Below are 22,137 nucleotides of genomic sequence, written 5' to 3'. Positions count from 1 at the left end.
GGGCATGGTGGCGAGCGACTGCGCGCCTACCCGTAGGAGGAACTGATGCTCGGCACCGACTTCCGTACCGGATCGCCCAACTGGCTCGACCTCGGCAGCCCCGACACCGGCGCGGCCGCCGCCTTCTACGGGGCGGTCTTCGGCTGGGACTTCGTCTCCGCCGGGCCCGAGGCGGGCGGGTACGGGTTCTTCCAGCAGGGCGGCCGCACCGTGGCCGCGCTCGGACCGCTGACGGAGGAAGGGGCGGACTCCTCGTGGACCGTCTACTTCCAGAGCGAGAACATCCGGGCCACCGCCGACGCCGTGATGCGCGCGGGCGGGGAGATGCGGGCGGCGCCGATGGACGTCATGGGGGAGGGCTGGCTCGCCCAGTTCACCGACCCGCAGGGCGCGCGGTTCGCCTGCTGGCAGCCCGGGAAGACGGCCGGGCTGGAAGTGGCCTCCGCCGAGAACAGCCTGCTGTGGGTGGAGCTGCACGTACCCGACCCGGAGGCCGCCCTGCGGTTCTACGGCGGACTGTTCGGGTGGCGGTCGCAGGAGATGGACGCGCCGGGGATGACGTACCGGGTGCTGAGCCTCGCCGAGGGCGACCAGCGGGACACCTCCTTCGGCGGGGTCGCTCAGCAGGGCGAGGGGGCGGGCGGGGCGTCGGCGCTCGTGCCGCGGTGGGTGCCGTACTTCCACGTGGCCGACGCGGACGCGACCGTCACGGCCGTCGAGGAGGCGGGGGGCGCGGTGCTGATGCCGGCGGCGAACGTGCCGGACGTCGGGCGGATCGCGTGGGGAGCGGACCCGGCGGGGGCGGTGTTCGCGGTGCTGAAGCCGAACCCGCGGATGTAGGTGCCGGCAGGGGCGCGCAGGCGCGTACCTCGGCTTAGCGGCCCAGGTACTTGGGGGTGCGGCGCTCCACGAAGCTGGCCACGCCCTCGTTCGCGTCGGCGGTGGTCATGTTCAGCTCCTGGGCGGTGGCCTCGGCGGCGAGCGCGGTCGCCCGGTCACCGTCCAGGGAGGCGTTGACCAGCTGCTTCGTGAGCGCCAGGGCACGGGTGGGGCCCTGGGCGAGCCGCTCGGCCCACGCGCGGGCGGCCGCCTCCAGCTCGTCGGCGGGGACCACCTTGTTGACCAGGCCGAGGCGGGCGGCCTCCTCGGCGGGGACGGCGTCGCCGAAGAACATCAGCTCCTTGGCCTTCTGCGGGCCGAGGAGCCGGGGGAGCAGGTACGCGCCGGCGCCGTCGGGGACCAGGCCGCGGCGGACGAACACCTCGATGAAGCGGGCGGGTTCGGCGGCGATGACGAGGTCGCAGGCGAGGGCGAGGTGGGCGCCGATGCCGGCGGCGGTGCCGTTGACCGCGGCGATGACGGGTTTCTCGCAGTCGAGGACCGCGGTGACGAGGCGCTGCGCCCCGAGCCGGATCATGCGGGCGACGTCGCCCGCGACCCGGTCGGTGGCGGCGGGCCCCGAGCCGCGGAGGTCGGCGCCGGCGCAGAAGCCCTTGCCGGTGGCGGTGAGGACGACGGCCCGGGTGGCGGGGTCGGCGGAGGCGTCACCGAGCAGCGCGATGACGCGCTCGCGCTGGTCCCAGGTGAGGGCGTTCATGGCGTCGGGACGGTTGAGCGTGATCCAGGAAACGCCGCTCTCGAAGCGGTGCAGGATCTCGTCCGAGGGGGTGACGGGGGACAACGGAACTCCGTTCGGGGGGTTGGGGGGCTGGGCTGGGCCGGGCCGGGCAGATCAGGTCCCGGCCGGCCAAATCCAGCCCCGCCGGCGTTTGAGGCGCGGGGTCTGGGGAGGAGCCCCCGGGGCTCGGCGGCACCGCAGGTCAGCGGCATAGGGCGAGCGCGTCCAGCGCCACCGCCCCCTGCCCCCGGGGGAGGACCATCAGCGGGTTGATGTCCAGCTCCGACAGTTCGTCGCCCAGTTCGAGGGCCATCCGCTGGACCCGGAGGACGACCTCCACCAGTGCGTCCACGTCCGCCGCCGGAGCCCCCCGTACGCCGTCCAGCAGCGCGGCGCCGCGCAGTTCGCGGAGCATCGTCCGGGCCTGGTCCTCCCCGAAGGGGGGTACGCGGACCGCCGCGTCGTGCAGGACCTCCACCAGGACGCCGCCCAGGCCCACGGTGACGGTCGGGCCGAAGAGGGGGTCCTGGGTGACGCCGACGACCATCTCGACGCCGCGTTCCACCATCTGGCAGACCAGGATCCCGTCCAGCGGGATGTTCTCGTAGCGGGCGATGTCCGTCAGCTCGCGGTACGCGTCGCGGATCTGGCTCGCCGAGGTGAGGCCGACCTTGACCAGGCCGAGTTCCGTCTTGTGGGCGAGCTGGGGGCCCGAGGCCTTCATGACGACCGGGTACCCGACCAGCCCGGCCGCGCGGACGGCCGCCGCCGCGCTGGTGACCAGCTGTTCGCGCGGGACGCGGATCCCGTACGCCCGCAGCAGCTGCTTCGCAGCGTGCTCGCTGAGCTGCTGGCCGGGCCGCATCAGGGCCTGGGCCTTGCGGTAGGAGGGGGACGGGGTGCGGGGGGCCTCGTCGAAGGGGGAGCGGTACGAGGCGGTGAAGCGGTGGTGGCCGAGGTAGGCGCGGACGGCGGTGATGCAGTTGCCGAAGGTGCGGAACGTGGCCACGCGGGAGGAGCCGAGGAGGGTGGAGCGGTACGCCTCCTCGGTACCGACGGGGGAGCCCCAGATGACGCAGATCAGCTTGTCGGTGGCCTCGGCGGCGTCGACCAGGTCCTGGGCCAGCTTGTCGCTCATCGGCGGGAAGGGGCCGGTGATCGGGCAGATCAGGACGCCGACCGAGGGGTCGGCGAGGATCGCGTCGATGATTTTGCGGCCGCGCCAGTCGCCTACCGGGTGGCCGCCGTTGTCGACCGGGTTGGCGACGTTGAGGTACGGGGGGATCCACTGGTGGAGCTCGGCCTGCTTGGCGTCCGAGAGGGTGGGCAGGGTCAGCCCGGCCTCGGTGGCGAGGTCGGAGAAGTGGGCGCCGGTGCCGCCGGAGATGGAGTAGACGACGACCCCCTCGGCCTGCGGCGGCCGGGCTCGGGCGAGGAGGGCGGCGGTGTCCTGGAGTTCGTCGAGGCCGTCGACGCGGATGACCCCGAACTGGCGCATGGCGGCGTCCACGACGGTGTCGGCGCCGGTCAGCTTGCCGGTGTGGGAGGCGGCCATGCGGGCCCCGGTCTCGGTGCGGCCGACCTTGACGGCGACGACGGGGACCCCGTTGCGGGCGGCCCGGTCGGCGGCGAGGAGGAAGGAGCGGCCGTCCTTGAGGCCCTCGACGTAGCAGGCGATGGCCCCGACCTCGGGCCGTTCGGCGAAGTAGGAGATGAAGTCGGAGGTCTCCAGGTCGGCCTCGTTGCCGGTGGGGGCCCAGTGGGAGAGGCGGATGCCCAGTTCCTGGAGGGTGTAGACGGGGCGGCCCTGGTGGCCGGACTGGGTGATCAGGGCGATGGCCGGGCCGTCGAGGTCCTCGCGGAACCGCTCGAAGGCGTTGAGGTTGGTGTTCGGGCCGAGCAGGCGCAGCCCCGAGCGGCGTACGGCGGCGGTCAGCCGGGCCTGGGCGGCCGCGCCGGTCTCGCCGGTCTCGGCGAAGCCGGAGGCGAAGGCGACCGCGAACTTGACCTTCGTGTCGGCGAGTTCCTCGATGACCGGGATCGGGTCGGCGACGAGGAGGACGGCGAGGTCGACCTGTTCGGGCAGCTCGGCGACGGAGGCGTGGCACGGCAGCCCGAAGACGGAGGTCCGGGTCGGGTGCACGGGGTGGACGCGGGCGCCGACGCGTTCGGCCCAGGCGATCAGCTGCCGGGTGATGCCGGTGTTCGGCCGGCCGTCGGTGTCGGAGGCGCCGATGACGGCCACCGACTCGGGCCGGAAGAACCGGTCCAGGTCGGGCACCTCGGAGTGCAGGGGCCGGCCGCTGACGTCCAGTTCGGCCGTGTCCCCGGCGGCCGGTGCCGTCGTGGAGTGGACGGCGGTCCTGGGGGTCTCCCCGCAGGCCTCGACCCGTGCGCGGAAGTCGGTGGTGAGGGTGCCGTGAGTAGATCCAAGCATCGCTTCGCCCGCCCTGCTCGATGAACCTCGGTGGAGTCGTCCGTAGCTGACGTGTAGTCAGATTACTGAACTGACACGCCGTCAGGAACAGGGCTGCGCAGGAAAGGTGGTGGAGGTGGTGTGCCTGAACCGTGGCAGAGGTGTCGGGGCTCCGTCCAGACCGGATCCGGCCTAGGGGGCCGCGTAGCAGCGGACGGTGACGGTCTGCTGCGGGGTCCAGCGTTGTTCGGCGGTGCCGAGGAGGGTCCAGCCCAGTCGCTCGTAGAGGGCCGTCGCGGCGGTGTCGGACGTGACGACGTCGAGGACGGCGTGCAGACCGCGGTCCGTCGCGTCCTGGACGGCCCGGGCCAGCAGCAGGGCGCCGAGCCCGTGGCCGCGTGCGGCCGGGGCGACGAACAGCCGGCTGATCACCGCGGTCGTGGCGCGGCTGGCACCCGCGCGGGCGCTCCACAGACCGGGTGCGATATCGCCGTCGTCGCTGCGGGACAGGCGGACATGGCCGGCGACCCGGCCGTCCAGTTCCGCTACCCAGGCGGAGAGCGGCGTCGGCTGCGTCAGCCAGTCGCCGGGGCGGTCGGGCCAGTTCACCGGGTAGCCGTCGCGCTCATGGACGGCGGCGAGCACCTGGACGCACGCGTCGAGGTCGCGGTCGGTTCTCTGCCGGACGTGACGGGTCGGATCGTTCTTGGCCTCCATCGCGGTAGGGAAACACAGTCCCGGGACGGTGACCAGCCTGTTTGGCTAGCGGGAGAGTGCCTTTGCGATGTGACGCGCGTCGCGGGACAGTTCGCGGAGCATGCCGCTGATGGGGTTCGTGTAGCCCGTGAAGTACAGGCCGGGGGCCCCGGGGGTGGTGCGGGGGCCGGTGGCGAGGGGGCGGCCGCGGTCGTCCAGGACGCCGAGGTGGCCCACCAGGGGTTCCAGGCCGCGGCGGTAGCCCGTCGCCGCTATCACCGCGTCCGGGGTCAGCCGCGTTCCGTCGGCCAGGACCACCTGGTCGCCGTCGAACGAGGTCACGGCCGCGACGGGTTCGATCCGGCGGTCGCGCACTGCGTCGATCAGGCCCATGTCCTGGACCGGGATGGCCCCCTGGCGCACCCGGCTGTACAGGCCGGCGGTGGGGCGGGGGAGCCCGTACGCCGACAGGTCCGGGACGGAGGCCTTCGCGACGAGGGTCCCGAGCCGGTCCACGAGGCGCACCGGCAGCCTGCGCACGAGGATCCCCGTGCGCTGCGACGGCCAGCCCAGCGTCGAGCGGCGCAGGATGTGCGGGGCCGTGCGCACCGCGAGCCGTACCCGGGCCGCGCCGCCCTCGGCGAGGTCCACGGCTATCTCGGCGCCGGTGTTGCCGACGCCGACGACCAGTACGTCCTGCCCGGCGTAGGGCGAGGGCTCGCGGTAGCCGGAGGCGTGCAGCAGTCGTCCGGTGTACGTGTCGGCGCCCGGCCAGTCGGGCAGGTGCGGGGTGTGGTTGAACCCGGTGGCCACGACCACGGCCCCGGCCGCCAGCAGCCGTCCGCCGGAGGCGTGCAGGGTCCAGCCCTCCCCGTCGGCGGCGCGCTCGACGCGGGTCACCTCGACGCCCGTGACCAGCTCCAGCTCGTGGTGCTCGGCGTACTTCTCCAGGTACCGGACCAGGTCGGCCCGTGCGACCCAGCGCCCGAAGCGGCGCGGCATCGCCAGCCCGGGCAGGGCCGACAGGCGCCGGGTGGTGTGCAGCCGCAGCCGCTCGTAGTGGCCCCGCCAGGAGGCGCCGACCGAGCCCGACTTCTCGACGACCACGGCGCGCACCCCGCGGGCGCGCAGCGCCGCGGCGACGGCGAGGCCGCCGGGGCCCGCGCCGATCACGTACACGGGGCGGGGCTGGGTGCTGGTCAGGTCGGGTGCGGGCGCGGGCATGAGGAGTGAGCGTATCGACACACAGGGTTGATGGGTCTCGGACGAGGAGGGAATCGATTGCGGATCGGTCACGGGGCCCGGTCCGGTTGGTGCGGGGTCCGGCGCGGCTTGGCGGCACAGCCGGTCGAACCCTGACAAAGTGGGGCGTCCCGGTAGTGGAGAGGAGCGCGCGATGTGGCAGCCCGACGGGTGGGACGTACGCGTCCGCCTCGGTGTCCTGACCCCCCACGCCGACGTCGGCCCCGAGTCGGAGCTGCGCGCCATGGCCCCGGCGGGGGTCGGCCTGCACTACGCGCGGGTGCCGTTCGGGGCGATGGGGCGCGGCGGTGCGATGGAGGCGAGGATCCCGCTGGCTCCGGTACGGGCCTTCGCCGAGCCCCCGCAGGTGGACGACGCGGCCGAGCTGCTGGCGGCCGCGCCGGTGGCGGCGCTCGCGTTCGCCTTCACCAGCTCCTCGTACGTGATCGGGGCGCGCGGGGAGGCGTACCTGCTGGCCCGGCTGCGCGAGCGGGCGCACGGCCTGCCGGTGGTGGCGACCTGCGCGGCCGCCGTCGAGGCGCTGCGCGCGCTGGGGGCCGGGCGGATCGCGCTGGTGGACCCGCCGTGGTTCGACGAGACCCTGAACGAGCTGGGCCGCGGCTACTACGAGGAGGCCGGGTTCGAGGTCCTGTACGCCGCCCCGTGCGGGCTGCCCGGCGGGCAGGCGCAGGTCACCCCGCAGGGCCTGCACGACTGGGTGGCCGGGCAGGTGGGCGGCGCGGCGGAGGCGGTGGTCATCGGCGGCAACGGCTTCCGAGCGGTCGGCGTGATCGAGGCGCTGGAGGCCACCCTGGGCCGTCCGGTGCTGACCGCGAACCAGGTCCTGCTGTGGTCCGCGCTGCGCGCGGCGGGGGCGGGGACCGCCGGGGTCGAGGGCTACGGGCGACTGTTCACGGAGGTCGTCTGAGGCCTTGCGGGATCGGCGCCGATCCGCTGAACTGACGTACCGTCAGATCGAGTGGAGGGTGGCGGTCCATGCAGACCATCTGGCTCAGCGGGGCCGAATGGCTCGCCGTGCTGCGCATAGGCCTCGGCCTGTGGTGGCTGGAGAGCTGGCGGCACAAGGACAAGAAGGGCTGGTTCGAACGCGGCACCGGCATAACCTGGGCCGCCGACGTCGCCGGCAGGCACCGGTGGTCCTTCGTGAAGAGCGGCTTCGCGGCCGTCGTCCAGCCGCGGCCGCGGCTGATGGCGTACGTCGTCGTCTACGCGGAACTGGCCCTGGGGCTGGGCCTGGTGCTGGGCTTCCTCACGCCGGTGGCGCTGGCCGGCGGACTGCTGCTGAACCTGCTCTATCTGGTGCTGATGATCCACGACTGGGCCGAGCAGGGGCAGAACGCGATGATGGCGCTCATCTCGGGCGTCGCGTTCTTCGGCGTCTCCTGGCAGACCTGGTCCCTCGACTCCGTGATGGGGATCCTCCTGTGAGCGCCGTACGGTACGACCTGCCCGAGGCCGACGAGTTCACCCGCCCCTACTGGGACGCGGCCGCCGAAGGGCGGCTGCTGCTGCGGCGGTGCGCCGAGTGCGGGCGGGCGCACCACTACCCGCGCGAGTTCTGCCCCTTCTGCTGGGCCGGCGAGGACCGGGTCGCCTGGGAGGCGGCGAGCGGCCGCGCGACCCTCTACACCTGGTCGGTGATCCACCGAAACGACCTGCCGCCGTTCGGGGAGCGCGTCCCGTACGTGGCCGCCGTGGTGGACCTGGCGGAGGGGCCCCGGATGATGACCGAGGTCGTCGACTGCGCGGACGCGGACCTGCGGATCGGCATGCCGCTGCGGGTCGCCTTCCGGGAGGCGGCCGAGGGGGTGTGGGTCGCGGTGTTCCGCCCCTGACGGGGCGCGGGGGCCTTCGCGGGTCTCCCAGCGAAGTACCCGACCGAGCCGGACGGCGGCCCCGGCCGCGTCGAACGCCGCGAGGGTCCGCTCGGCAGGTACGAGGAACTCGGCGCCCGTGCCGGTGAGCGCGGCGCCACGAGACGACCGGCGCCCCGCGGGTCTCCGCGGTGGGCGCCCTCGTGCTCACGGCCAGAGGAGCTCGCGGGTCCAGCCGTCCCCTTCGGTGCGGCGGTAGCGCAGGCGGACGTGGCGGCGGGCGGCGTCGCCCTGGAAGAACTCCGCCTCCGTCGGCTCCAGCACGTACCGGGTCCACGTCGGCGCCGGGGCGTCCGGCTCGGCGGCCGCCCGCTCCCAGGACGCCGCCGAGGCCGCGGCCAGCTCCTCCGGCGAGGACAGCACCTCGCTCTGCCGGCCCGTCAGCGCCGCCGCCAGCGCACCGCGCGAGCGCACCGCCAGATCGGCCCGGCTCTCCTGCGGCCCGCACGCGACGACCCGCCCCCGGAGGCGGACCTGCCGGCCCACCGCCGGCCAGTAGAAGACCAGCGCCGCCTGCGGCCGCCCGGCCAGCTGCCGGCCCTTGGCGCTGGTGGCGTGCGAGGCGAAGTGCCAGCCCCGCGCGTCGGCCTCGTGCAGCATCAGGATCCGCGCGTCGGGCCGGCCGTCGCCGTCCACCGTCGCCAGGCTCATCGTGTGGGGCTCCACCTGACCCGCCCGGGCGGCGTGCACGAACCACTCCCGGAAGAGCGGCAGCGGCTCCGCCGGCGCCGACGCCGGATCGAACCCGGGCAGGACGGTGTCCCAGACGCGCAGGGAGTGCAGGACCTCGTGGAACTCGGAGTCACCGATCATCCCGCCAGGCTAACGGCGCCCACACGAACGCCCCGGGGCCGGCCGTCTGCCCGGGGGTGGTGGGCCTAGGGTGCGGGCGCGGATCCACGTCGACACCGGCACCTTCCCGAGGGCACGCCGCTGGCCGGTGGCCTCGTACACCTCCGGCTACCCCAGGGGCGTCCTCCAGGCCGAGTGGACGGACCCCGCGCACATCCGGCTGATCGACCTCGACCACACCCACCACGACCTGCGCATCGCCCCGGACGGCAGACCGCTCGACGCGCTCGGCTGGTAGCGGACCACCGAAGGGTCAGGCGATCGGGACCGCCGTGCCCGTCACCTCGATGCCCGCCGCCGGGTCCGCCGGTACGCCCACCGTGATCAGGCTCGGCCGGCCCATGTCCGCGCCCTGGTGGACGGTGAGGACCGCCGGCACCTCCACCAGCCCCAGGCTCCGCAGGTACCCGCCCAGCGCGGCCGACGCCGCACCCGTCGCCGGGTCCTCGACCACACCCCCCGGAGGGAAGGGGTTGCGGGTGTGGAACACCGTCGGCGACTCCCTCCGTACCAGGGTGATCGTCGTCCAGTCCCGGCGGGCCATCAGCGCGCCCAGCGCCGCCATGTCGTAGTCGAGGTCGGCCAGCCGCTCCCGGCTCGCGGCCGCGATCACCGGATGCCAGGCCCCCGCGTACGCGGCCCGGGGCGGCAGCGCCGGGTCCAGATCCGCCGCCGACCACCGCAGCGCGGCCAGCAGCTCCGCCAGATCCGCCTCGGAGATCTCCTCCGTACGCGGTGCCACGCTCACCAGCGTCGCCACCACCGCCCCGTCCGGCCCCGTCGACGTGGTCACCGGGACCGGGCCCGCCTGGGTGTGCAGCAGCAGCGCGCCCGTGCCGTACCGCTGGGCGTGGGCGACGGCGGTGGCGATCGTGGCGTGCCCGCAGAACGGAACCTCCGTCTGCGGGCTGAAGTAGCGGATGTCCAGCTCCCCGTTCTGCCGGGGAACGACGAAGGCCGTCTCCGAGTAGCCGACTTCCGCCGCCGTGGCGGCCATCGTCGCCTCGTCCATGCCGGTGGCGTCCAGCACCACACCCGCCGGGTTCCCGCCGAGCGGATCGGTGCTGAAGGCGACGTAGCGCAAGAGGTCCATGCGGCGAACGTAGCGGGACGCTCGCACGGGCGTCAAAACCCCTGCTGCGAAAGGGTGTTGACGCCCATTGCGCCGAGCCCGCCCGGCCCGGCCCCGCTCAGGCCCAGGTGAGCAGCTGCCCGTTCGTGCCGATGCCCACCGCGAACCCCAGCGCGATCCGCCGCGCGCCCCGGCTCGGCCGCACCGCGTGGAAGAACCGGGGGTCGAGCAGCAGCGCCTCCCCGACCTGCGGAGCCAGCTCGATGGACTCGGCGCCCCGCACCACCGCCTCGTCGTACCCGTAGTAGGCGGACAGCCGGTGCGCCTCGTCCTCCGGCTGCCAGCGGTGGCGCCAGATGACCGTCTCACCGCCCTCGGGCGGCACGCTCAGGTACAGGTTGAACGCGAACTGCCCCATCAGCGGCACGTCCAGCAGATCCCCCGCGTACTCGCGCAGCGCGTCGTCGAAGTGCACCTGGAACCCCTGGTTCGGCTCCCGGGCCACCCCGTCGCCCATCTCCAGCCCGCCCCGCCGGCCCACCGCCACCCCGCCCGGCCAGGCCGCGGCGAGCGCCTCCCGGCTCGTACGGAACGGGTCGAAGGACAGGCCCAGCCCCTGCCAGGCCTCGTGGTGCCCCTCCAGCGCCTTCCAGTAGCCGTCGGAGACCCCGCCGTCCGCCATGTGGTCGCTGACCCCCACCCCGAACCGCATCACCGGCGGATCGATACGGGCCTGCTGGTACGCGTCGAACGGCCGCGCCTCCAGCGCGCCGAGCACCTCCGCGCACCGCTCCGCGGAGAGGAACCCCGGCACCCGCACCGCCGCGCACCGGCCGGCGGCGAGGCCGGCGAGCAGCTCATGGGTGAAGGCGGGCGCGGTGACGGCGCGGAAGAACGGATCGTGCGACGGCTCCGGGGCGGCTAAAACGCCCGGCGTGGATCGTTCTGATTGTTCTGACGTCATTCGACGGCCCCCCGGGCACTCGGAAAGACAACAGAGAACAACAGCACCTACACGGGATGCGCCCCACTGGTCGTACGGAAGGCGGACTTGGCGTCGAGTTCGAGCGCCTGCCGTCCGGCCTCCAGAGCCTCCATCGCGATCCGCCGGCCGACCTCCGCCTGGAGTTCCTCCAGCGCGCTCCCCGGCGCCCCCCATCTGGGGGACTGGTCGTTGTTCGAATCGGCCGGGACAGCAGTCATCGGCGGACCTCCGCGCATTTCGGTGTGGGACGCGTCACACAGGGTGAGGCACCGTCAGGCTACGCGCAAGCCCGCACCGGCCGCCGGAGTTCCGCCCAACTGCCGCGGAACGACGGGGTTTCGGCAGCCCCTCAGGTGGGCATCTCGCGCAGCGTCTTCTCCAGCAACGCCCTGGCCTGCACCGACAGCGGATGCTCCGAGGCCACCACCCGGTCCAGATCCCGCACCAGCGCCTTCAGCTGGTTCACCGCTTCGGGCGTACGCCCCCGGATCCCGAGCAGCACCAGCACGAACGTGAACCGGAACCTCATCACCAGGTTCGAATCCGGCGGCTGCGACGCGTCCCGCAGCGCCGCCCGGATCACCTGCTCCGCCTCGTGCGCCCGGTCCTGCCGCAGCAGCGCGTGCGTCAGCGTCTCCCGCGCCCGCAGGATCTCCGGAGTCGACGGCGGCCAGTGGTTGCGCCGGCTGATGTCCAGGATCTGCCGGGCCTCCGCCTCCGCCTCGGCGTGCGCACCGAGGGCGAGCATCGTACGGGCCAGGGTGTTGCGCATCACCAACGTGTCGTAGTGCTCCCGGCCGCGCACCTCGTTCTCCGCCTCCACGATCGAGCGCAGCATCACCTCCGCCTCCCCCTCCCGCCCGGCCTGCTCGTTGATCGCACGGGCCAGCTTGTGCCGGCTGGCCAGCGTGTCGGCGTGGTTCTCGCCCAGGATCCGGGTCCGCGCCCCCACCACCAGCTCCAGCACCCGCTCCGCCTGCGGCAGCTGCTCCCGGTCCAGGAGGATGCGGCCCTGCTCGTGCCGCAGGCCCAGGATCTCCCGGTCGTCGGGGTCGAAGCCGAAGGAGGAGCAGCGGTCCACCATCGGCAGCACCAGGTCGTACGCCGGCCCCAGCAGCCCCGTCGCGATCAGGTAGCGGGAGGTCAGCCGCGCCAGCTCCAGGGCCTCGGCGCGCACCGTGCGGTCCGACAGCTTCAGGTCACCGAGCAGGCACGCCCGGGACACCTCCATCGCGTGCGGGGCGAGCGCCGCCCACAGCGGCCAGTTGGCCGGGTGGTCGGGATTGCGCAGGTGGGTCGCCGACAGCACCATCCGCACGGCCAGCCCGTAGTGGTCCGCCGGCCGCTCCCGCACCTCCCCGTCCTCGCGCAGCACGCCGTGCACCACCGGGTGCATGGTCAGTACGTGCGCCAGGTCGCGTTCCGCGACGCCCTCGTGCTCGTACGCGTCCACCAGTCCGAACTCCTCCAGCCCCGCCAGGGCGGCGCTGGTCCGCGCCGGGGTCACGCCGGGGAACAGGGGGGAGCGCGTGAGCGCCGGACTGGCCAGCAGGAGGCGGTAGGGGATCGGGGAGATGCTCAGGCAGGCGAACACCTTCAGCAGTGCCGCCGCCTGCCCCAGCTCCCGCTCGCGCAGCAGGTCCAGGGCGATCCCGCAGGACTTCTCCACGATCTCCCGCCCCAGCAGCTCGCCGAGGTGCGGCCCGTCCTGGCCGGCGGAGTCGATACGGGCGGCGACGGTCCGGCGGAAGGTCTCGAAGTCGCGTATGTCGCTGTCCAGGGAGATCTGGCTCTCGCTGACCGCCCTGATCACGTCGGCGGCGTGGCGCAGCGCCAGCGGCAGCCCGCCCAGCTCGCGCGAGAGCCGGCGCGCGTCCTCGTTCGTACCGCCCAGGCCACCGGTCCGCTCCAGCAGCATGGACGCGCCGTCCTTCTCGTCCAGCAGCGGCACCGGCCGGACGTGCGCCCAGTCGCCCCAGCCGCGGCGCGCCCGGCTGGTGACCAGCACCGTGCCGCGCGCGGTCTGCGGCTTGCGCAGCCAGCCGGTCCCGTGCGAGACCAGGCCGTTGCGGGGGCCGAGGCGCTCGGGGTCGTCCGCGTTGTCGAAGATCAGCAGCCAGGGGTCGGGGCAGTCGTTGAGCAGCGTCCAGACCAGGTCCATGGCCGTGCCCAGCAGCCAGGCCCGCTCCACCGTGATCGACGGGGCCCCGAGGTCACGGGCGATCATCCGCATCCGCAGGCTCAGCTCGGGCATCGACACCCACCACACCCGGCGCCCGTCCCGCTGCGCCCGGTCGGCCGCCTCCAGCGCCACCCGGCTCTTCCCGGACCCGCCCAGCCCGGCGAGTACGTGGACCTGCTGGCGGGCCTCCTCCGACAGCAGGTCCGCCACCAGCCCGAGCCGCTCCTGCCCCTTCAGCTGGCCCTCCTCCAGCTGCCCGTACGGGGGCGGCGGGAACGGCGCCAGGTCCGGCTCCCCGGCCGCGGGCGCCGGCAGCGAGGGACGTCCGTCGTCCTTGGCCGCGGAGCCCAGGTCGATCCCGGCGAACTCCGGCTCCTCACCGCCCCCCTGGGATACCTCGATCAGTGCCCCGCGTACGGCCTTGTAGGAGGCGGCGGTGCGGTCGGCGGGCTGGATGATGGAGAAGTGGTCGGCGGTGACCACCCCGCCCTTGGGGAACACGCCGCGCGCGACGACCGGCGGCACGACGTCGTCGGCCGACCCGCCGTAGGCGCGCACGGGGATCGGACACTCCTTGTCGCTGTACGCGCGGGCGTGCACCACGGCGCTCAGCACCGTCCGCTGGGCCTCGGTCACCGCCCGGTCGAAGGGGCGCAGTTGTTGCTCCTGCGGGTGGTTCCACAGCACCTTGACCCACTTGCGGACGGTGAGGAAGAAGCCGGAACCGGTGTTGGGGCAGGCGAACATCGTGAAGTGCCTGATGCGGCGCAGGTCCCGCCCCTCGCCGTTCCACAGCTTCCGCGCGAGGAACCGCTGCACGACCAGCCCGCCCTGGCTGTGGGTGACCAGCACGATCCGCTCGGCGTCGGCGAGTTCGGTCTCCAGGAAGGTGCCGAGCTGGTCGGCGACGTCGTCGGTCTCGGCGACACGCCGGTCGGGGCGCAGCCGCACGAGGGGGGAGTCGTACTGGAAGCGGTGGACGCTGAGCCAGTCGCGCAGCTCCGGGTCGGTGGTCAGGAGCCCGTGGAACGCCTTCCACGCCTTCGCGGAGGAGAACAGGCCGTGCACCAGCACGAGGTGGACGCGTGTCCGTACCGCCATCGCGAACCTCCGCAGCCAGAAAGCGTGTTGAAGCAGAAGGAATTCGGTCGCAGATGAAGAAGAACCAGCCGGGTCAATGATGCATGAGGCGCGACGGGACGAGCCATAACGGGGACACGCCCGGAAACGGGACGGCCGGTCTGGCGGATCCGTCCCGCACCCGGCCGTCCCGGCGGTTGCTGGCGACTGGCGGCGGCGCAAGACTGGTGATATCGGTGCAAAACGGCCGCTGGTATGTGATCTGAGATCACCTCGCATCAAATGATGAAATGTCAAATGATGAATTCTTAACCGTTGGTCCTCTCGCTCAGGAGGTGCCCCATGAGCAGGACCCGACCGATCAACTGCATCATCCCTCCGTACATTCTCGACAAGCTCCTGGAGAGCCCGGACGCCGACCTGCGCCAGGCCGCCCTGGACACTCTGCTGACCACCGCCCGTCTGCGGGGTGAACGCACGGTCCGCGCGTCCCTCGCGGGAGCCACGGCTACCGCCGGTGACGGCCGGCGCACCATCTTCGACTGCGATGAGGGGGTGTCCCTGCGCCGCGCCGCTCTGGTCAGGACGGAAGACGGACCGGAGTCCACGGACACGGCCGTCAACCAGGCGTTCATAGGTCTGGGCCTGACGCGCGACTTCTACCGGGACGTCTTCCAGCGCGATTCGATCGACGACCAGGGCATGCGCCTGGACGGCTACGTCCATTTCGACGTGCAGTTCAACAACGCGTTCTGGGACGGGCAGGAGATGGTCTTCGGTGACGGGGACGGAAAGGAGTTCAGCAACCTCACCGGATCCCTCGACGTGATCGCCCACGAGCTGACGCACGGCGTCACCGAGAACACCGCCAGACTCGAGTACCACAACCAGTCCGGGGCCCTGAACGAATCGATGTCGGACGTATTCGGTTCACTGGTCAGGCAGTGGTCGCTGAAGCAGAAGGCGGAGGACGCGGACTGGAAGATCGGCGCCGACGTATGGACCCCGGGAATCGGCGGTGACGCCCTGCGGTCGCTGAAGGAGCCGGGGCAGGCGTACAACAATCCCCAGTTCGGCAAGGACCCCCAGCCCGACCGCATGAGCAGGTTCATCCACCTGCCCGACACTCCGAGAGGGGACTCCGGCGGGGTGCACTTCAACTCCGGCATCCCGAACAAGGCGTTCTACCTGACGGCAGTGGCCATCGGCGGATTCGCGTGGGAGGGTGCCGGACACATCTGGTACGACTCGCTCAGGGCGTCGACCGCCGACGCGAGCTTCCAGGACTTCGCGGACACCACCTACCAGAAGGCCGGGGACCTGTTCGGCGTCGGCAGTCCCGAGCAGTCGGCCGTGCTGGCGGCATGGGCCGGGGTGGAGATCCAGATCAGCGGCGTCCCGAAGGCCCGGGCCTTCGCCGTCAACGGGAACGGCCGCGCGGGCCGCGAGGACGGCATCGCAGCCCTGTCCCGGCAGCTCGGGGAACTGAACGCCAAGGTGACCGGACTGGCCAAGGACCTGGCCGTACTGAAGGGCAACAGGTGAAGGTGACGCTGGAGACGTACGGCGGGCTGGCGGCGGCGATCCGCCGCCGGCCCGAGGTACTGGACACGGCCACCCTGCCCGAGAACGCCGCGGCGGAGCTGACCCGCCTGCTGACGGCGGCCGCCGCGGCGCCCCCGGCGAACGGGTCCGGCCTCGCCAGGGACGCGATGACCTACACGATCACGGCGGAGGACCCCGCCCGGACCATGGTCCTCGAACAATCGGACGCGACGATGACCCCGGCGTTCGCGACCTTGCTCACCTGGCTCAAGAAACGCTTCGCACAGCAGTAGACCGCGGCCGTCCGCGGACCCCGGACATCGCGGGTTCCGGGCGGCCACGGCCTCATCCCCGCCCCAGCAGCACCGTCCCCGATGAGCAGAACCAGCCGCCCGTGCCCGATGCCAGGGCCACCTCCGGCAGGCCGCCGCCGCCCCCGCGCTTCGTGACCTGTCGGCCCGGGCCCGCCTCGCCGCGGAGCTGGCGGACCGCCTCGACCAGCAGGAACAGGCCGCGCATGCCGGGGTGGCAGGCCGAGAGACCGCCGCCGTCCGTGTTGACCGGGAGTTCGCCGTCGCGCAGCAGGCGGCCCTTCTCCACGAAGGCGCCGCCCTCCCCCTTGGCGCAGAAGCCGAGGTCCTCCAGCGTCACCAGGGTCATGTACGTGAAGGCGTCGTAGATCTCGGCCAGGTCCACGTCCGCCGGGCTCAGGCCGGCCCGGGCGAAGGCCTGGCGGCCCGAGACGGCCGCCGGGGAGACCGTGAAGTCCTCCCACTCCGACATCGTGGTGTGGGAGACCGACGTACCCGTGCCCAGGACCCAGACGGGGGCCTTGGCCGTGTCCGGGACGTACTCCTCGGCCGCGAGGAGCACCGCGCAGCCGCCGTCGGAGCGGATGCAGCAGTGCAGCTTGGTGAAGGGGTCGGCGATCGGGTCCGAGGTGAGGACGTCCTCGACCGTGATCGGGTCGCGGAACATCGCGTCGGGGTTGGTGGCCGCGTTCGCCCGGGCCTGGACGGCCACCGAGGCGAGCTGTTCCAGGGTGGTGCCGTACTCGTGCATGTGCCGGCGGGCGGCCATGGCGTACTTGGCGACCAGGGTGTGCCCGTACGGCACCTCGAACTGGAGGGGCCCCCGCGACCCGAACGACAGGTTCGACGTGCGCCGCCGGGCCTTGATGTCGGCGCGGGCCGTGGAGCCGTAGACCAGCAGGACGGCGTTGGCGTGGCCGGCGGCGATGGCGTCGGCGGCGTGGGCCGCCATCACCTCCCACGTCGAGCCGCCGACGGACGTCGAGTCGACCCAGGTGGGCCGCAGCCCGAGGTACTCGGCCACCTCCACCGGGGCGAGGACCCCGAGGCCGGCCGAGGCGAAGCCGTCGATGACCGAGCGGTCCAGGCCGGAGTCGGCCAGCGCCCGCCGGGCGGCCTGCGCGTGCAGGGCGTAGGGGGTCGGGCCGTCCACCCGGCCGCAGTCCGAGAGGGCGACGCCGACCACCGCGACCCGGCGGCGGGGTGCGGGAAGGGGCGGGGGCACGGGCGGTGCAGACAGGGGTCCAGGCATGGAGGGACGGTACATCTGACGACACGTCAGTTTCTAGCCCACGGCTTCGGCTCCCCACGACTTCAACCCTGCGGCTCCTGCGGCTTCCGCGCTCTGTGCATCTCGCCCCCGCCGCCCTAACATGACGCCCCGTCAGATACTCCCCCAGCTACCGCTGGGAGGTGCCCCCAGGAGGAGCCCGACGATGGATGCCGCCTTCACCGCGGAGCAGGACGAGATGCGCCGTACCCTGCGCGAGATCCTGGGCAAACACTGCGGCCCGGACGAGGTCAAAACCGCCGCCCGGACCGACGCCGGACACGACCGCGAGCTGTGGCAGCAGCTCTCCCGGCAGCTCGGGCTGCCCGGCACCGCCATCGCCGAGGAGTACGGCGGCGTCGGCTGCACTCCCGCCGACCTGGCGCTGGCCTGCGAGGAGACCGGGCGCGTGCTGCTGCCCTCCCCGCTGCTGGCCACCGCCGCCCTCGCCGCCCCGCTGATCGGCGCCCTCGGCACCGCCGGCCAGCGCTCGGCCCTGCTGCCCCCGATCGCGGCCGGGGAACTGACCGCCGCACTCGCCGTACCCGGCCCCGCACTGGCCACCGCCCTCGCCCTGACCGGCGACAACGCCCCCGGCGACTGGGCCGGCGGGGGCCGTGCGGGCGGGGTGCAGGCGCGGGCCGACGCCGAGGGCTGGCGGCTCTACGGGGAGGTCGCCCAGGTGCTCGACGGGCACAGCGCCGGCCTGCTCCTGGTCGCCGCTCACACCGGCGGCTTCGCCCGGGCCCGGACCCTGCTGTTCCTCGTACGGGGGGACGCGCCCGGCCTCGTCCGCGCCCGGCAGACCACCCTCGACGAGACCCGCCCGCAGGGGCGCATGCAACTGCGCGACGTACAAGCCGAGTTGCTCGGTGACGAGGAGGTCCAGGCGGCGGAGCCCCAAGCGCAGGGCGGCGGCACCCGCACCCTCGCGGCCCTGGCCGCCACCGGCCGGCACGCCGCCACCGTCCTGGCCGCCGAGGCGGCCGGCGCGGCCGGCCAGGCGCTGGCCCGCACCGTGGACCACGTACGCCGGCGCGAGCAGTTCGGCCGGCCCATCGGCTCCTTCCAGGCGGTCAAGCACCGCCTGGCCGACCTCTACGTCCAGGTCCAGGCGGCCCGGTCCGCCGCCTACTACGCCGCCTGGGACCCCGAGCAGGGCGCCCTCGCCCTCGCCCAGGCGCTGGAAGCCCTGCGGATCACCGCGGGTGAGGCCATCCAGCTGCACGGCGGCATCGGCTTCACCTGGGAGCACGACGCCCACCTCTACTTCAAGCGGGCGGCCGCCGACGAGCTGCTCTTCGGCCCGGTCCACCGGCTCCGCGCACACGCCGCGCACCGGGCCGGCCTCTTCACCGCCCCCGGCACCCCGACGGCACACCACGCCCCCGGCACCCCCGACCCGTCCGCGACGCGACAGAAGGCGGCCGTCTGATGGCTCCCGGCGCGACCCTCCCCGTCAAACTCATGCAGAAGATCTCCTCGACCCTCCTCTTCGCCAGGATCGCTCCGCACTTCATCCCCGCCATGGACAAGGCGGTGCACCGCCTGACCGGCGGAAAGGTGCTGCTCAGCGCCCGGATGCTGCCCGGGGTGATCCTCACCGCCCGGGGTGCCAAGAGCGGCGAGCCGCGCACCACCCCGCTCGCGTGCATGCCGGAGGACGGAGGCAGGAGCTGGCTGCTGATCGGCTCCAACTTCGGCCGCCCCGGCCACCCGGCCTGGACCGGGAACCTGCTCAAGAACCCGGACGCGGACGTGAACTGGCAGGGGCGGGACATCGCGGTACGGGCCCGCCTGCTGGAGGGGGCCGAACGGGCGGAGGCGTGGCGGGCGGTACTGAGGTTCTGGCCGCCGTACGCGACGTACCAGGCGCGCATCGAGCGCGAGATCAGGCTGTTCCGCCTGGAGCGACGCTGATCGCAGGCGTACGCGAACCGGCACGGACGCGGCGGCCCGCGGAGCCGGCGGACCCCCGGGAGGGGTCCGCCGTCACCTGGTCGGCTTCTTGCCGGTGATGCCCAGGTGCACGAGCAGCGCCAGGTTCGGCTTGAGCTCGGCCTGCTTGACGCCCCAGGTCTGGAAGCCCTTCTGGTGCGAGGCGACCGCGGCCAGCATCGCCACCAGTGAGCCGGCCATCGCCGCCGGGCTGAGCTCCTTGTCGACCTTGCCCTTGGCCTGGAGCTCCTTCATGGACTCCGTAAGGGAGTTGGTGACGGAGTTCAGGATCTTCATGCGGATCTTGTAGAACCGCTTGTCGCCCTCGGCCGCGCCGAGGTCGACCACGCGCAGGATCGCGTCGTTGCGGCGCCAGAAGTCCAGGAATCCCTCGACGAGTTCCTCGGCCGCCGCCCAGCCGGCCTTGCCGACCCAGTTGCGGCCCTCGACGAGCGCGGTCAACTGGGCGCCCTCCGTGGCCATTTCCTCGGCGATCTCCAGGACGGCGCCCTCGACGTCCGGGAAGTACTGGTAGAAGGTGGCGGGGCTGGTACCGGCCTTGCGCGCGACGTCGATCACCTTGACGTCGCGGTACGGCGAGGAGCTGAGCATCTCGCTGAGGCAGTCGAGCAGCTTCTGCCGCGTCGCCTGGCCGCGCCGGCCGGCGACACGCCCGTCGACGGTGCGTACTTGTCCTGTCATGCCGTCAGCTTACCGAGGGGGCTCCGGCGCGCTATTCGGCCGCCTGCAAATGGGGTTACGGGCCCGCCGACCTGCCCTGGAGTCGCTTCGGGGGGTCCGGCGGGGTCGGATTCCGGCCGGACCGCGGGGCGCTCGGCGCAGCGCTCCGCGCAGCACTCGGCGCAGCGCTCCGATCCGCCGCCGGGGCGGACCGACCCCCCTCCGTATCGTGGCGTATCCCCCGAATAGTCTTATCAACAGGGTGTGGACAACTTTTCGGGCGGACCATGGGAAAACCCAGCAAAGCCCGCGCAACGGAAGGAACCTCCCATGGTCGCATTCGCGGAAGGCTCCCCCTGCTGGGTCGACGCCTCGCTCCCCGACGTCGAGGCGGGCAAGCGGTTCTACGGTGAGCTCTTCGGGTGGACCTTCGGCGGCAGCGCGGGCCCCGAGTACGGCGGTTACACCCAGGCCTACAGCCGCGGCCGCAACGTCGCCGCCCTCGCCCCCAAGCCCGACGGCCGCATGCCCACCGTCTGGGGCGTCTACCTGTACACCTCCGACGCCTACGCCTGCGCGGCCCGTATCCGCGCCGCCGGCGGCCAGATGGTGATGGATCCCCAGCCCGTCGGCCCCTACGGCACCGCCGCCATGGCCGCCGACCCCGGCGGGGCCGTCTTCGGCCTCTGGCAGCCCGGCACCCACCACGGCTTCGAGGCCCAGGGAGAGCCGTACACGTACTGCTGGGCCGAGCTCTACACCCGCGCCCGCGACGCGGTCGACGTGTTCTACGCCACCGTCTTCGGCTACGTCCCCCAGGACCAGGACGACCCCGACGACCCCGAGGGCACCGGGCTGGAGTACCGGCTGTGGTCCCCGCCCGGCAGCGCGCCCGGCGCCGACACCGCGGTCCTGGGGCGCAGCCTGATCACCGACGCCTTCCCGGCGATCATGCCGGCGCACTTCCTGGCCTATTTCGCCGTCCCCGACTGCGATGCGAGCGTGGCCGCGGCGCAGCGGCTCGGCGGGCGTGTCACGGCCGATCCGTTCGACACGCCGTACGGCCGGATCGCCGTCGTCGCCGACAATCAGGGGGCCGTCTTCGCCCTCCTGTCGGAGCCGCGCGGGAACGCGGACCCGGAGCCGGGGCCGGACCAGGCGCGGGCCTGACAGAATCGGCACTGCGAGGACTGTGCGACTGTGCGACTCCTGGCCCGAACGGCTCACGGCCGCGGGCCCGGATCCGCACGCCGCACGCGGCGGGACGGGGCACCGTTCCGCCGGCGGCGCGTACAGGACACCGGGGCGGGCGGCGGCCGTCCGCCGGTCCGGTGCGCGCGCCGGTGCACGCGCCGGCGGAAAGAGCGGGCCCGGGCAGAGGGCCCGTACGGGGAGGTGTGGAGGCGAGTGGTGGAGCAGCTGACGCAGCACGACCCGAGACGGATCGGCCCCTTCGAGGTGCTGGGACGGCTCGGCGCCGGCGGCATGGGGCTGGTCTATCTCGCGCGGTCGGCGTCCGGTCGGCGGGTCGCGATCAAGACGGTGCGCACCGAGCTCGCCGAGGACCAGCTGTTCCGCGTGCGGTTCACCCGCGAGGTGGAGGCGGCGCGCGCGGTGTCCGGTTTCTACACCGCGGCCGTGGTCGACGCCGACCCGCGGGCCGCGGTGCCGTGGCTGGCGACCGCGTACGTGCCGGCGCCCTCGCTGGAGGAGATCGTCAACGAGTGCGGGCCCATGCCCGTGCAGGCCGTACGGTGGCTCGCGGCCGGTATCGCCGAGGCACTGCAGTCCATCCACGGGGCGGGCCTGGTCCACCGCGACCTGAAGCCGTCGAACGTGCTGGTCGTCGAGGACGGGCCGCGCGTGATCGACTTCGGCATCGCGAGCGGGGTGTCCAACACGCGGCTGACGATGACGAACGTCGCCGTCGGCACCCCCGCCTACATGTCGCCCGAGCAGGCGAAGGACTCGCGCAGCGTCAAGGGCGCCAGTGACGTGTTCTCGCTCGGCTCCACCCTCGTCTTCGCCGCGACCGGGCACCCGCCGTACCACGGGGCGAACCCGGTCGAGACGGTGTTCATGCTGCTGCGCGAGGGCCCCAACCTCGACGGGCTGCCGGACGAGCTGCGGCCGCTGATCGACTCCTGCATGCAGATGGACGCCACCCGGCGCCCGACCCCCGCCGACCTCCAGGCGCAGCTCGCCCCGCACCTCTTCGACGGCGGCGACGACAGCGGGACGGCCTCGGCGTGGCTCCCGGCGCGGGCCGTCGCCATGATCGAGGCCCGGCGCGCCGGGAACCGTACGCCGGTGCCCGGCGTGCCGTCCCCCGGCGGCCCCGTGCACGCGCCGCC

The 22,137-nt window shown here is 73.3% G+C and carries 22 protein-coding genes; 11 read left to right on the top strand and 11 right to left on the bottom strand.

Annotation, left to right across the window (positions count from 1 at the left end; translation table 11 throughout):
* Window positions 1-45: 45 nt before the first annotated feature.
* Window positions 46-840, top strand: a complete 795-nt coding sequence (locus AB0F18_RS18975; RefSeq protein WP_362061858.1) for a VOC family protein — start codon at window positions 46-48, stop codon at window positions 838-840.
* Between the two features lie 34 nt (window positions 841-874).
* Here the strand turns inward: AB0F18_RS18975 and AB0F18_RS18970 are convergent, their stop codons facing one another.
* From AB0F18_RS18970 to AB0F18_RS18955, 4 genes are all read right to left on the bottom strand, one after another.
* The gene (locus tag AB0F18_RS18970) at window positions 875-1,597 is read right to left on the bottom strand and encodes an enoyl-CoA hydratase-related protein (protein ID WP_362061927.1); all 723 of its coding nucleotides are present in this window, start codon (window positions 1,595-1,597) and stop codon (window positions 875-877) included.
* A 223-nt stretch (window positions 1,598-1,820) separates the two neighbouring features.
* On the bottom strand, window positions 1,821-4,055 hold the full coding sequence (locus tag AB0F18_RS18965) for an acetate--CoA ligase family protein (protein ID WP_362061855.1): 2,235 nt from the start codon (window positions 4,053-4,055) through the stop codon (window positions 1,821-1,823).
* Between the two features lie 171 nt (window positions 4,056-4,226).
* Window positions 4,227-4,751, bottom strand: coding sequence for a GNAT family N-acetyltransferase (locus AB0F18_RS18960; protein ID WP_362061853.1), 525 nt, complete (start codon window positions 4,749-4,751; stop codon window positions 4,227-4,229).
* Window positions 4,752-4,796: 45 nt separating this feature from the next.
* Window positions 4,797-5,954 (bottom strand): NAD(P)/FAD-dependent oxidoreductase, encoded by a 1,158-nt coding sequence (locus AB0F18_RS18955; RefSeq protein WP_362061850.1) that lies wholly within the window; start codon window positions 5,952-5,954, stop codon window positions 4,797-4,799.
* Between the two features lie 172 nt (window positions 5,955-6,126).
* On the opposite strand from AB0F18_RS18955, the gene AB0F18_RS18950 reads away from it, so the two are divergent.
* The 3 genes from AB0F18_RS18950 to AB0F18_RS18940 all read left to right on the top strand — a co-directional run bounded on the left by AB0F18_RS18950 (window position 6,127) and on the right by AB0F18_RS18940 (window position 7,828).
* Window positions 6,127-6,900 (top strand): maleate cis-trans isomerase, encoded by a 774-nt coding sequence (locus AB0F18_RS18950; protein WP_362061847.1) that lies wholly within the window; start codon window positions 6,127-6,129, stop codon window positions 6,898-6,900.
* A gap of 68 nt (window positions 6,901-6,968) precedes the next feature.
* Window positions 6,969-7,421, top strand: a complete 453-nt coding sequence (locus AB0F18_RS18945) for a DoxX family protein (protein WP_362061844.1) — start codon at window positions 6,969-6,971, stop codon at window positions 7,419-7,421.
* On the top strand, window positions 7,418-7,828 hold the full coding sequence (locus AB0F18_RS18940; protein ID WP_362061841.1) for a Zn-ribbon domain-containing OB-fold protein: 411 nt from the start codon (window positions 7,418-7,420) through the stop codon (window positions 7,826-7,828). Before AB0F18_RS18945 ends, AB0F18_RS18940 begins: the two co-directional genes overlap by 4 nt.
* Window positions 7,829-8,014: 186 nt before the next feature.
* Here the strand turns inward: AB0F18_RS18940 and AB0F18_RS18935 are convergent, their stop codons facing one another.
* Window positions 8,015-8,680: a pyridoxal 5'-phosphate synthase gene (locus AB0F18_RS18935; RefSeq protein ID WP_362061838.1), complete on the bottom strand. Its 666-nt coding sequence runs from the start codon at window positions 8,678-8,680 to the stop codon at window positions 8,015-8,017.
* A 70-nt stretch (window positions 8,681-8,750) separates the two neighbouring features.
* Between AB0F18_RS18935 and AB0F18_RS18930 the strand changes: the two genes are divergently transcribed.
* Entirely contained in the window at window positions 8,751-8,957 is a 207-nt protein-coding gene (locus AB0F18_RS18930; RefSeq protein ID WP_362061835.1) for a hypothetical protein, read from the top strand.
* A gap of 15 nt (window positions 8,958-8,972) precedes the next feature.
* Here the strand turns inward: AB0F18_RS18930 and AB0F18_RS18925 are convergent, their stop codons facing one another.
* The 4 genes from AB0F18_RS18925 to AB0F18_RS18910 form a co-directional block, all read right to left on the bottom strand.
* Window positions 8,973-9,812, bottom strand: a complete 840-nt coding sequence (locus AB0F18_RS18925; RefSeq protein ID WP_362061832.1) for a PhzF family phenazine biosynthesis isomerase — start codon at window positions 9,810-9,812, stop codon at window positions 8,973-8,975.
* A gap of 97 nt (window positions 9,813-9,909) precedes the next feature.
* On the bottom strand, window positions 9,910-10,755 hold the full coding sequence (locus AB0F18_RS18920; protein ID WP_362061829.1) for a proline hydroxylase: 846 nt from the start codon (window positions 10,753-10,755) through the stop codon (window positions 9,910-9,912).
* A 47-nt stretch (window positions 10,756-10,802) separates the two neighbouring features.
* Window positions 10,803-10,994, bottom strand: coding sequence for a hypothetical protein (locus tag AB0F18_RS18915; protein ID WP_362061826.1), 192 nt, complete (start codon window positions 10,992-10,994; stop codon window positions 10,803-10,805).
* A gap of 131 nt (window positions 10,995-11,125) precedes the next feature.
* Window positions 11,126-14,059 carry an alpha/beta fold hydrolase gene (locus AB0F18_RS18910; RefSeq protein WP_362061823.1) on the bottom strand — a complete coding sequence of 978 codons (2,934 nt, stop codon included), beginning with the start codon at window positions 14,057-14,059 and terminating at the stop codon, window positions 11,126-11,128.
* A gap of 321 nt (window positions 14,060-14,380) precedes the next feature.
* On the opposite strand from AB0F18_RS18910, the gene AB0F18_RS18905 reads away from it, so the two are divergent.
* Together AB0F18_RS18905 and AB0F18_RS18900 are read left to right on the top strand one after the other, a co-directional pair.
* Window positions 14,381-15,583, top strand: coding sequence for a M4 family metallopeptidase (locus AB0F18_RS18905; RefSeq protein WP_362061820.1), 1,203 nt, complete (start codon window positions 14,381-14,383; stop codon window positions 15,581-15,583).
* On the top strand, window positions 15,580-15,876 hold the full coding sequence (locus AB0F18_RS18900) for a protealysin inhibitor emfourin (RefSeq protein ID WP_362061817.1): 297 nt from the start codon (window positions 15,580-15,582) through the stop codon (window positions 15,874-15,876). Before AB0F18_RS18905 ends, AB0F18_RS18900 begins: the two co-directional genes overlap by 4 nt.
* 52 nt (window positions 15,877-15,928) lie before the next feature.
* Here the strand turns inward: AB0F18_RS18900 and AB0F18_RS18895 are convergent, their stop codons facing one another.
* Window positions 15,929-17,146: an acetyl-CoA acetyltransferase gene (locus AB0F18_RS18895; protein ID WP_362061814.1), complete on the bottom strand. Its 1,218-nt coding sequence runs from the start codon at window positions 17,144-17,146 to the stop codon at window positions 15,929-15,931.
* A gap of 184 nt (window positions 17,147-17,330) precedes the next feature.
* Between AB0F18_RS18895 and AB0F18_RS18890 the strand changes: the two genes are divergently transcribed.
* Window positions 17,331-18,599 carry an acyl-CoA dehydrogenase family protein gene (locus tag AB0F18_RS18890; RefSeq protein ID WP_362061811.1) on the top strand — a complete coding sequence of 423 codons (1,269 nt, stop codon included), beginning with the start codon at window positions 17,331-17,333 and terminating at the stop codon, window positions 18,597-18,599.
* Window positions 18,599-19,084 (top strand): nitroreductase family deazaflavin-dependent oxidoreductase, encoded by a 486-nt coding sequence (locus tag AB0F18_RS18885; protein WP_362061808.1) that lies wholly within the window; start codon window positions 18,599-18,601, stop codon window positions 19,082-19,084. The genes AB0F18_RS18890 and AB0F18_RS18885 overlap by 1 nt, the downstream gene beginning before the upstream one ends.
* Before the next feature lie 72 nt (window positions 19,085-19,156).
* On the opposite strand, the gene AB0F18_RS18880 is transcribed toward AB0F18_RS18885, so the two are convergent.
* Window positions 19,157-19,804, bottom strand: a complete 648-nt coding sequence (locus tag AB0F18_RS18880) for a TetR family transcriptional regulator (RefSeq protein ID WP_362061805.1) — start codon at window positions 19,802-19,804, stop codon at window positions 19,157-19,159.
* Window positions 19,805-20,113: 309 nt separating this feature from the next.
* Here AB0F18_RS18880 and AB0F18_RS18875 point away from each other — a divergent pair, with 309 nt between their 5' ends.
* Both AB0F18_RS18875 and AB0F18_RS18870 read left to right on the top strand, forming a co-directional pair.
* Entirely contained in the window at window positions 20,114-20,953 is an 840-nt protein-coding gene (locus tag AB0F18_RS18875) for a VOC family protein (RefSeq protein ID WP_362061802.1), read from the top strand.
* Between the two features lie 237 nt (window positions 20,954-21,190).
* Window positions 21,191-22,137 (top strand): serine/threonine-protein kinase (locus tag AB0F18_RS18870; RefSeq protein ID WP_362061799.1); only part of this gene is annotated, 947 nt, incomplete at its 3' end.

The sequence above is a fragment of the Streptomyces sp. NPDC029216 genome, assembly GCF_040648015.1.
Lineage (GTDB): Bacteria > Actinomycetota > Actinomycetes > Streptomycetales > Streptomycetaceae > Streptomyces.
Note: the sequence above shows the minus strand (reverse complement) of the source record. Positions and strands in the feature narration are given on the sequence as shown.

Excerpts from the sequence above, each read along its gene's own strand:
- AB0F18_RS18885 (WP_362061808.1), top strand. The coding sequence starts at position 18,599 with ATGGCTCCCGGCGCGACCCTCCCCGTCAAACTCATGCAGAAGATCTCC.
- AB0F18_RS18895 (WP_362061814.1), bottom strand. The coding sequence starts at position 17,146 with ATGCCTGGACCCCTGTCTGCACCGCCCGTGCCCCCGCCCCTTCCCGCA.
- AB0F18_RS18915 (WP_362061826.1), bottom strand. The coding sequence starts at position 10,994 with ATGACTGCTGTCCCGGCCGATTCGAACAACGACCAGTCCCCCAGATGG.
- AB0F18_RS18945 (WP_362061844.1), top strand. The coding sequence starts at position 6,969 with ATGCAGACCATCTGGCTCAGCGGGGCCGAATGGCTCGCCGTGCTGCGC.
- AB0F18_RS18965 (WP_362061855.1), bottom strand. The coding sequence starts at position 4,055 with ATGCTTGGATCTACTCACGGCACCCTCACCACCGACTTCCGCGCACGG.
- AB0F18_RS18975 (WP_362061858.1), top strand. The coding sequence starts at position 46 with ATGCTCGGCACCGACTTCCGTACCGGATCGCCCAACTGGCTCGACCTC.
- AB0F18_RS18955 (WP_362061850.1), bottom strand. The coding sequence starts at position 5,954 with ATGCCCGCGCCCGCACCCGACCTGACCAGCACCCAGCCCCGCCCCGTG.
- AB0F18_RS18935 (WP_362061838.1), bottom strand. The coding sequence starts at position 8,680 with ATGATCGGTGACTCCGAGTTCCACGAGGTCCTGCACTCCCTGCGCGTC.
- AB0F18_RS18880 (WP_362061805.1), bottom strand. The coding sequence starts at position 19,804 with ATGACAGGACAAGTACGCACCGTCGACGGGCGTGTCGCCGGCCGGCGC.
- AB0F18_RS18925 (WP_362061832.1), bottom strand. The coding sequence starts at position 9,812 with ATGGACCTCTTGCGCTACGTCGCCTTCAGCACCGATCCGCTCGGCGGG.
- AB0F18_RS18890 (WP_362061811.1), top strand. The coding sequence starts at position 17,331 with ATGGATGCCGCCTTCACCGCGGAGCAGGACGAGATGCGCCGTACCCTG.
- AB0F18_RS18960 (WP_362061853.1), bottom strand. The coding sequence starts at position 4,751 with ATGGAGGCCAAGAACGATCCGACCCGTCACGTCCGGCAGAGAACCGAC.
- AB0F18_RS18970 (WP_362061927.1), bottom strand. The coding sequence starts at position 1,597 with ATGAACGCCCTCACCTGGGACCAGCGCGAGCGCGTCATCGCGCTGCTC.
- AB0F18_RS18920 (WP_362061829.1), bottom strand. The coding sequence starts at position 10,755 with ATGACGTCAGAACAATCAGAACGATCCACGCCGGGCGTTTTAGCCGCC.
- AB0F18_RS18905 (WP_362061820.1), top strand. The coding sequence starts at position 14,381 with ATGAGCAGGACCCGACCGATCAACTGCATCATCCCTCCGTACATTCTC.
- AB0F18_RS18875 (WP_362061802.1), top strand. The coding sequence starts at position 20,114 with ATGGTCGCATTCGCGGAAGGCTCCCCCTGCTGGGTCGACGCCTCGCTC.
- AB0F18_RS18910 (WP_362061823.1), bottom strand. The coding sequence starts at position 14,059 with ATGGCGGTACGGACACGCGTCCACCTCGTGCTGGTGCACGGCCTGTTC.
- AB0F18_RS18950 (WP_362061847.1), top strand. The coding sequence starts at position 6,127 with ATGTGGCAGCCCGACGGGTGGGACGTACGCGTCCGCCTCGGTGTCCTG.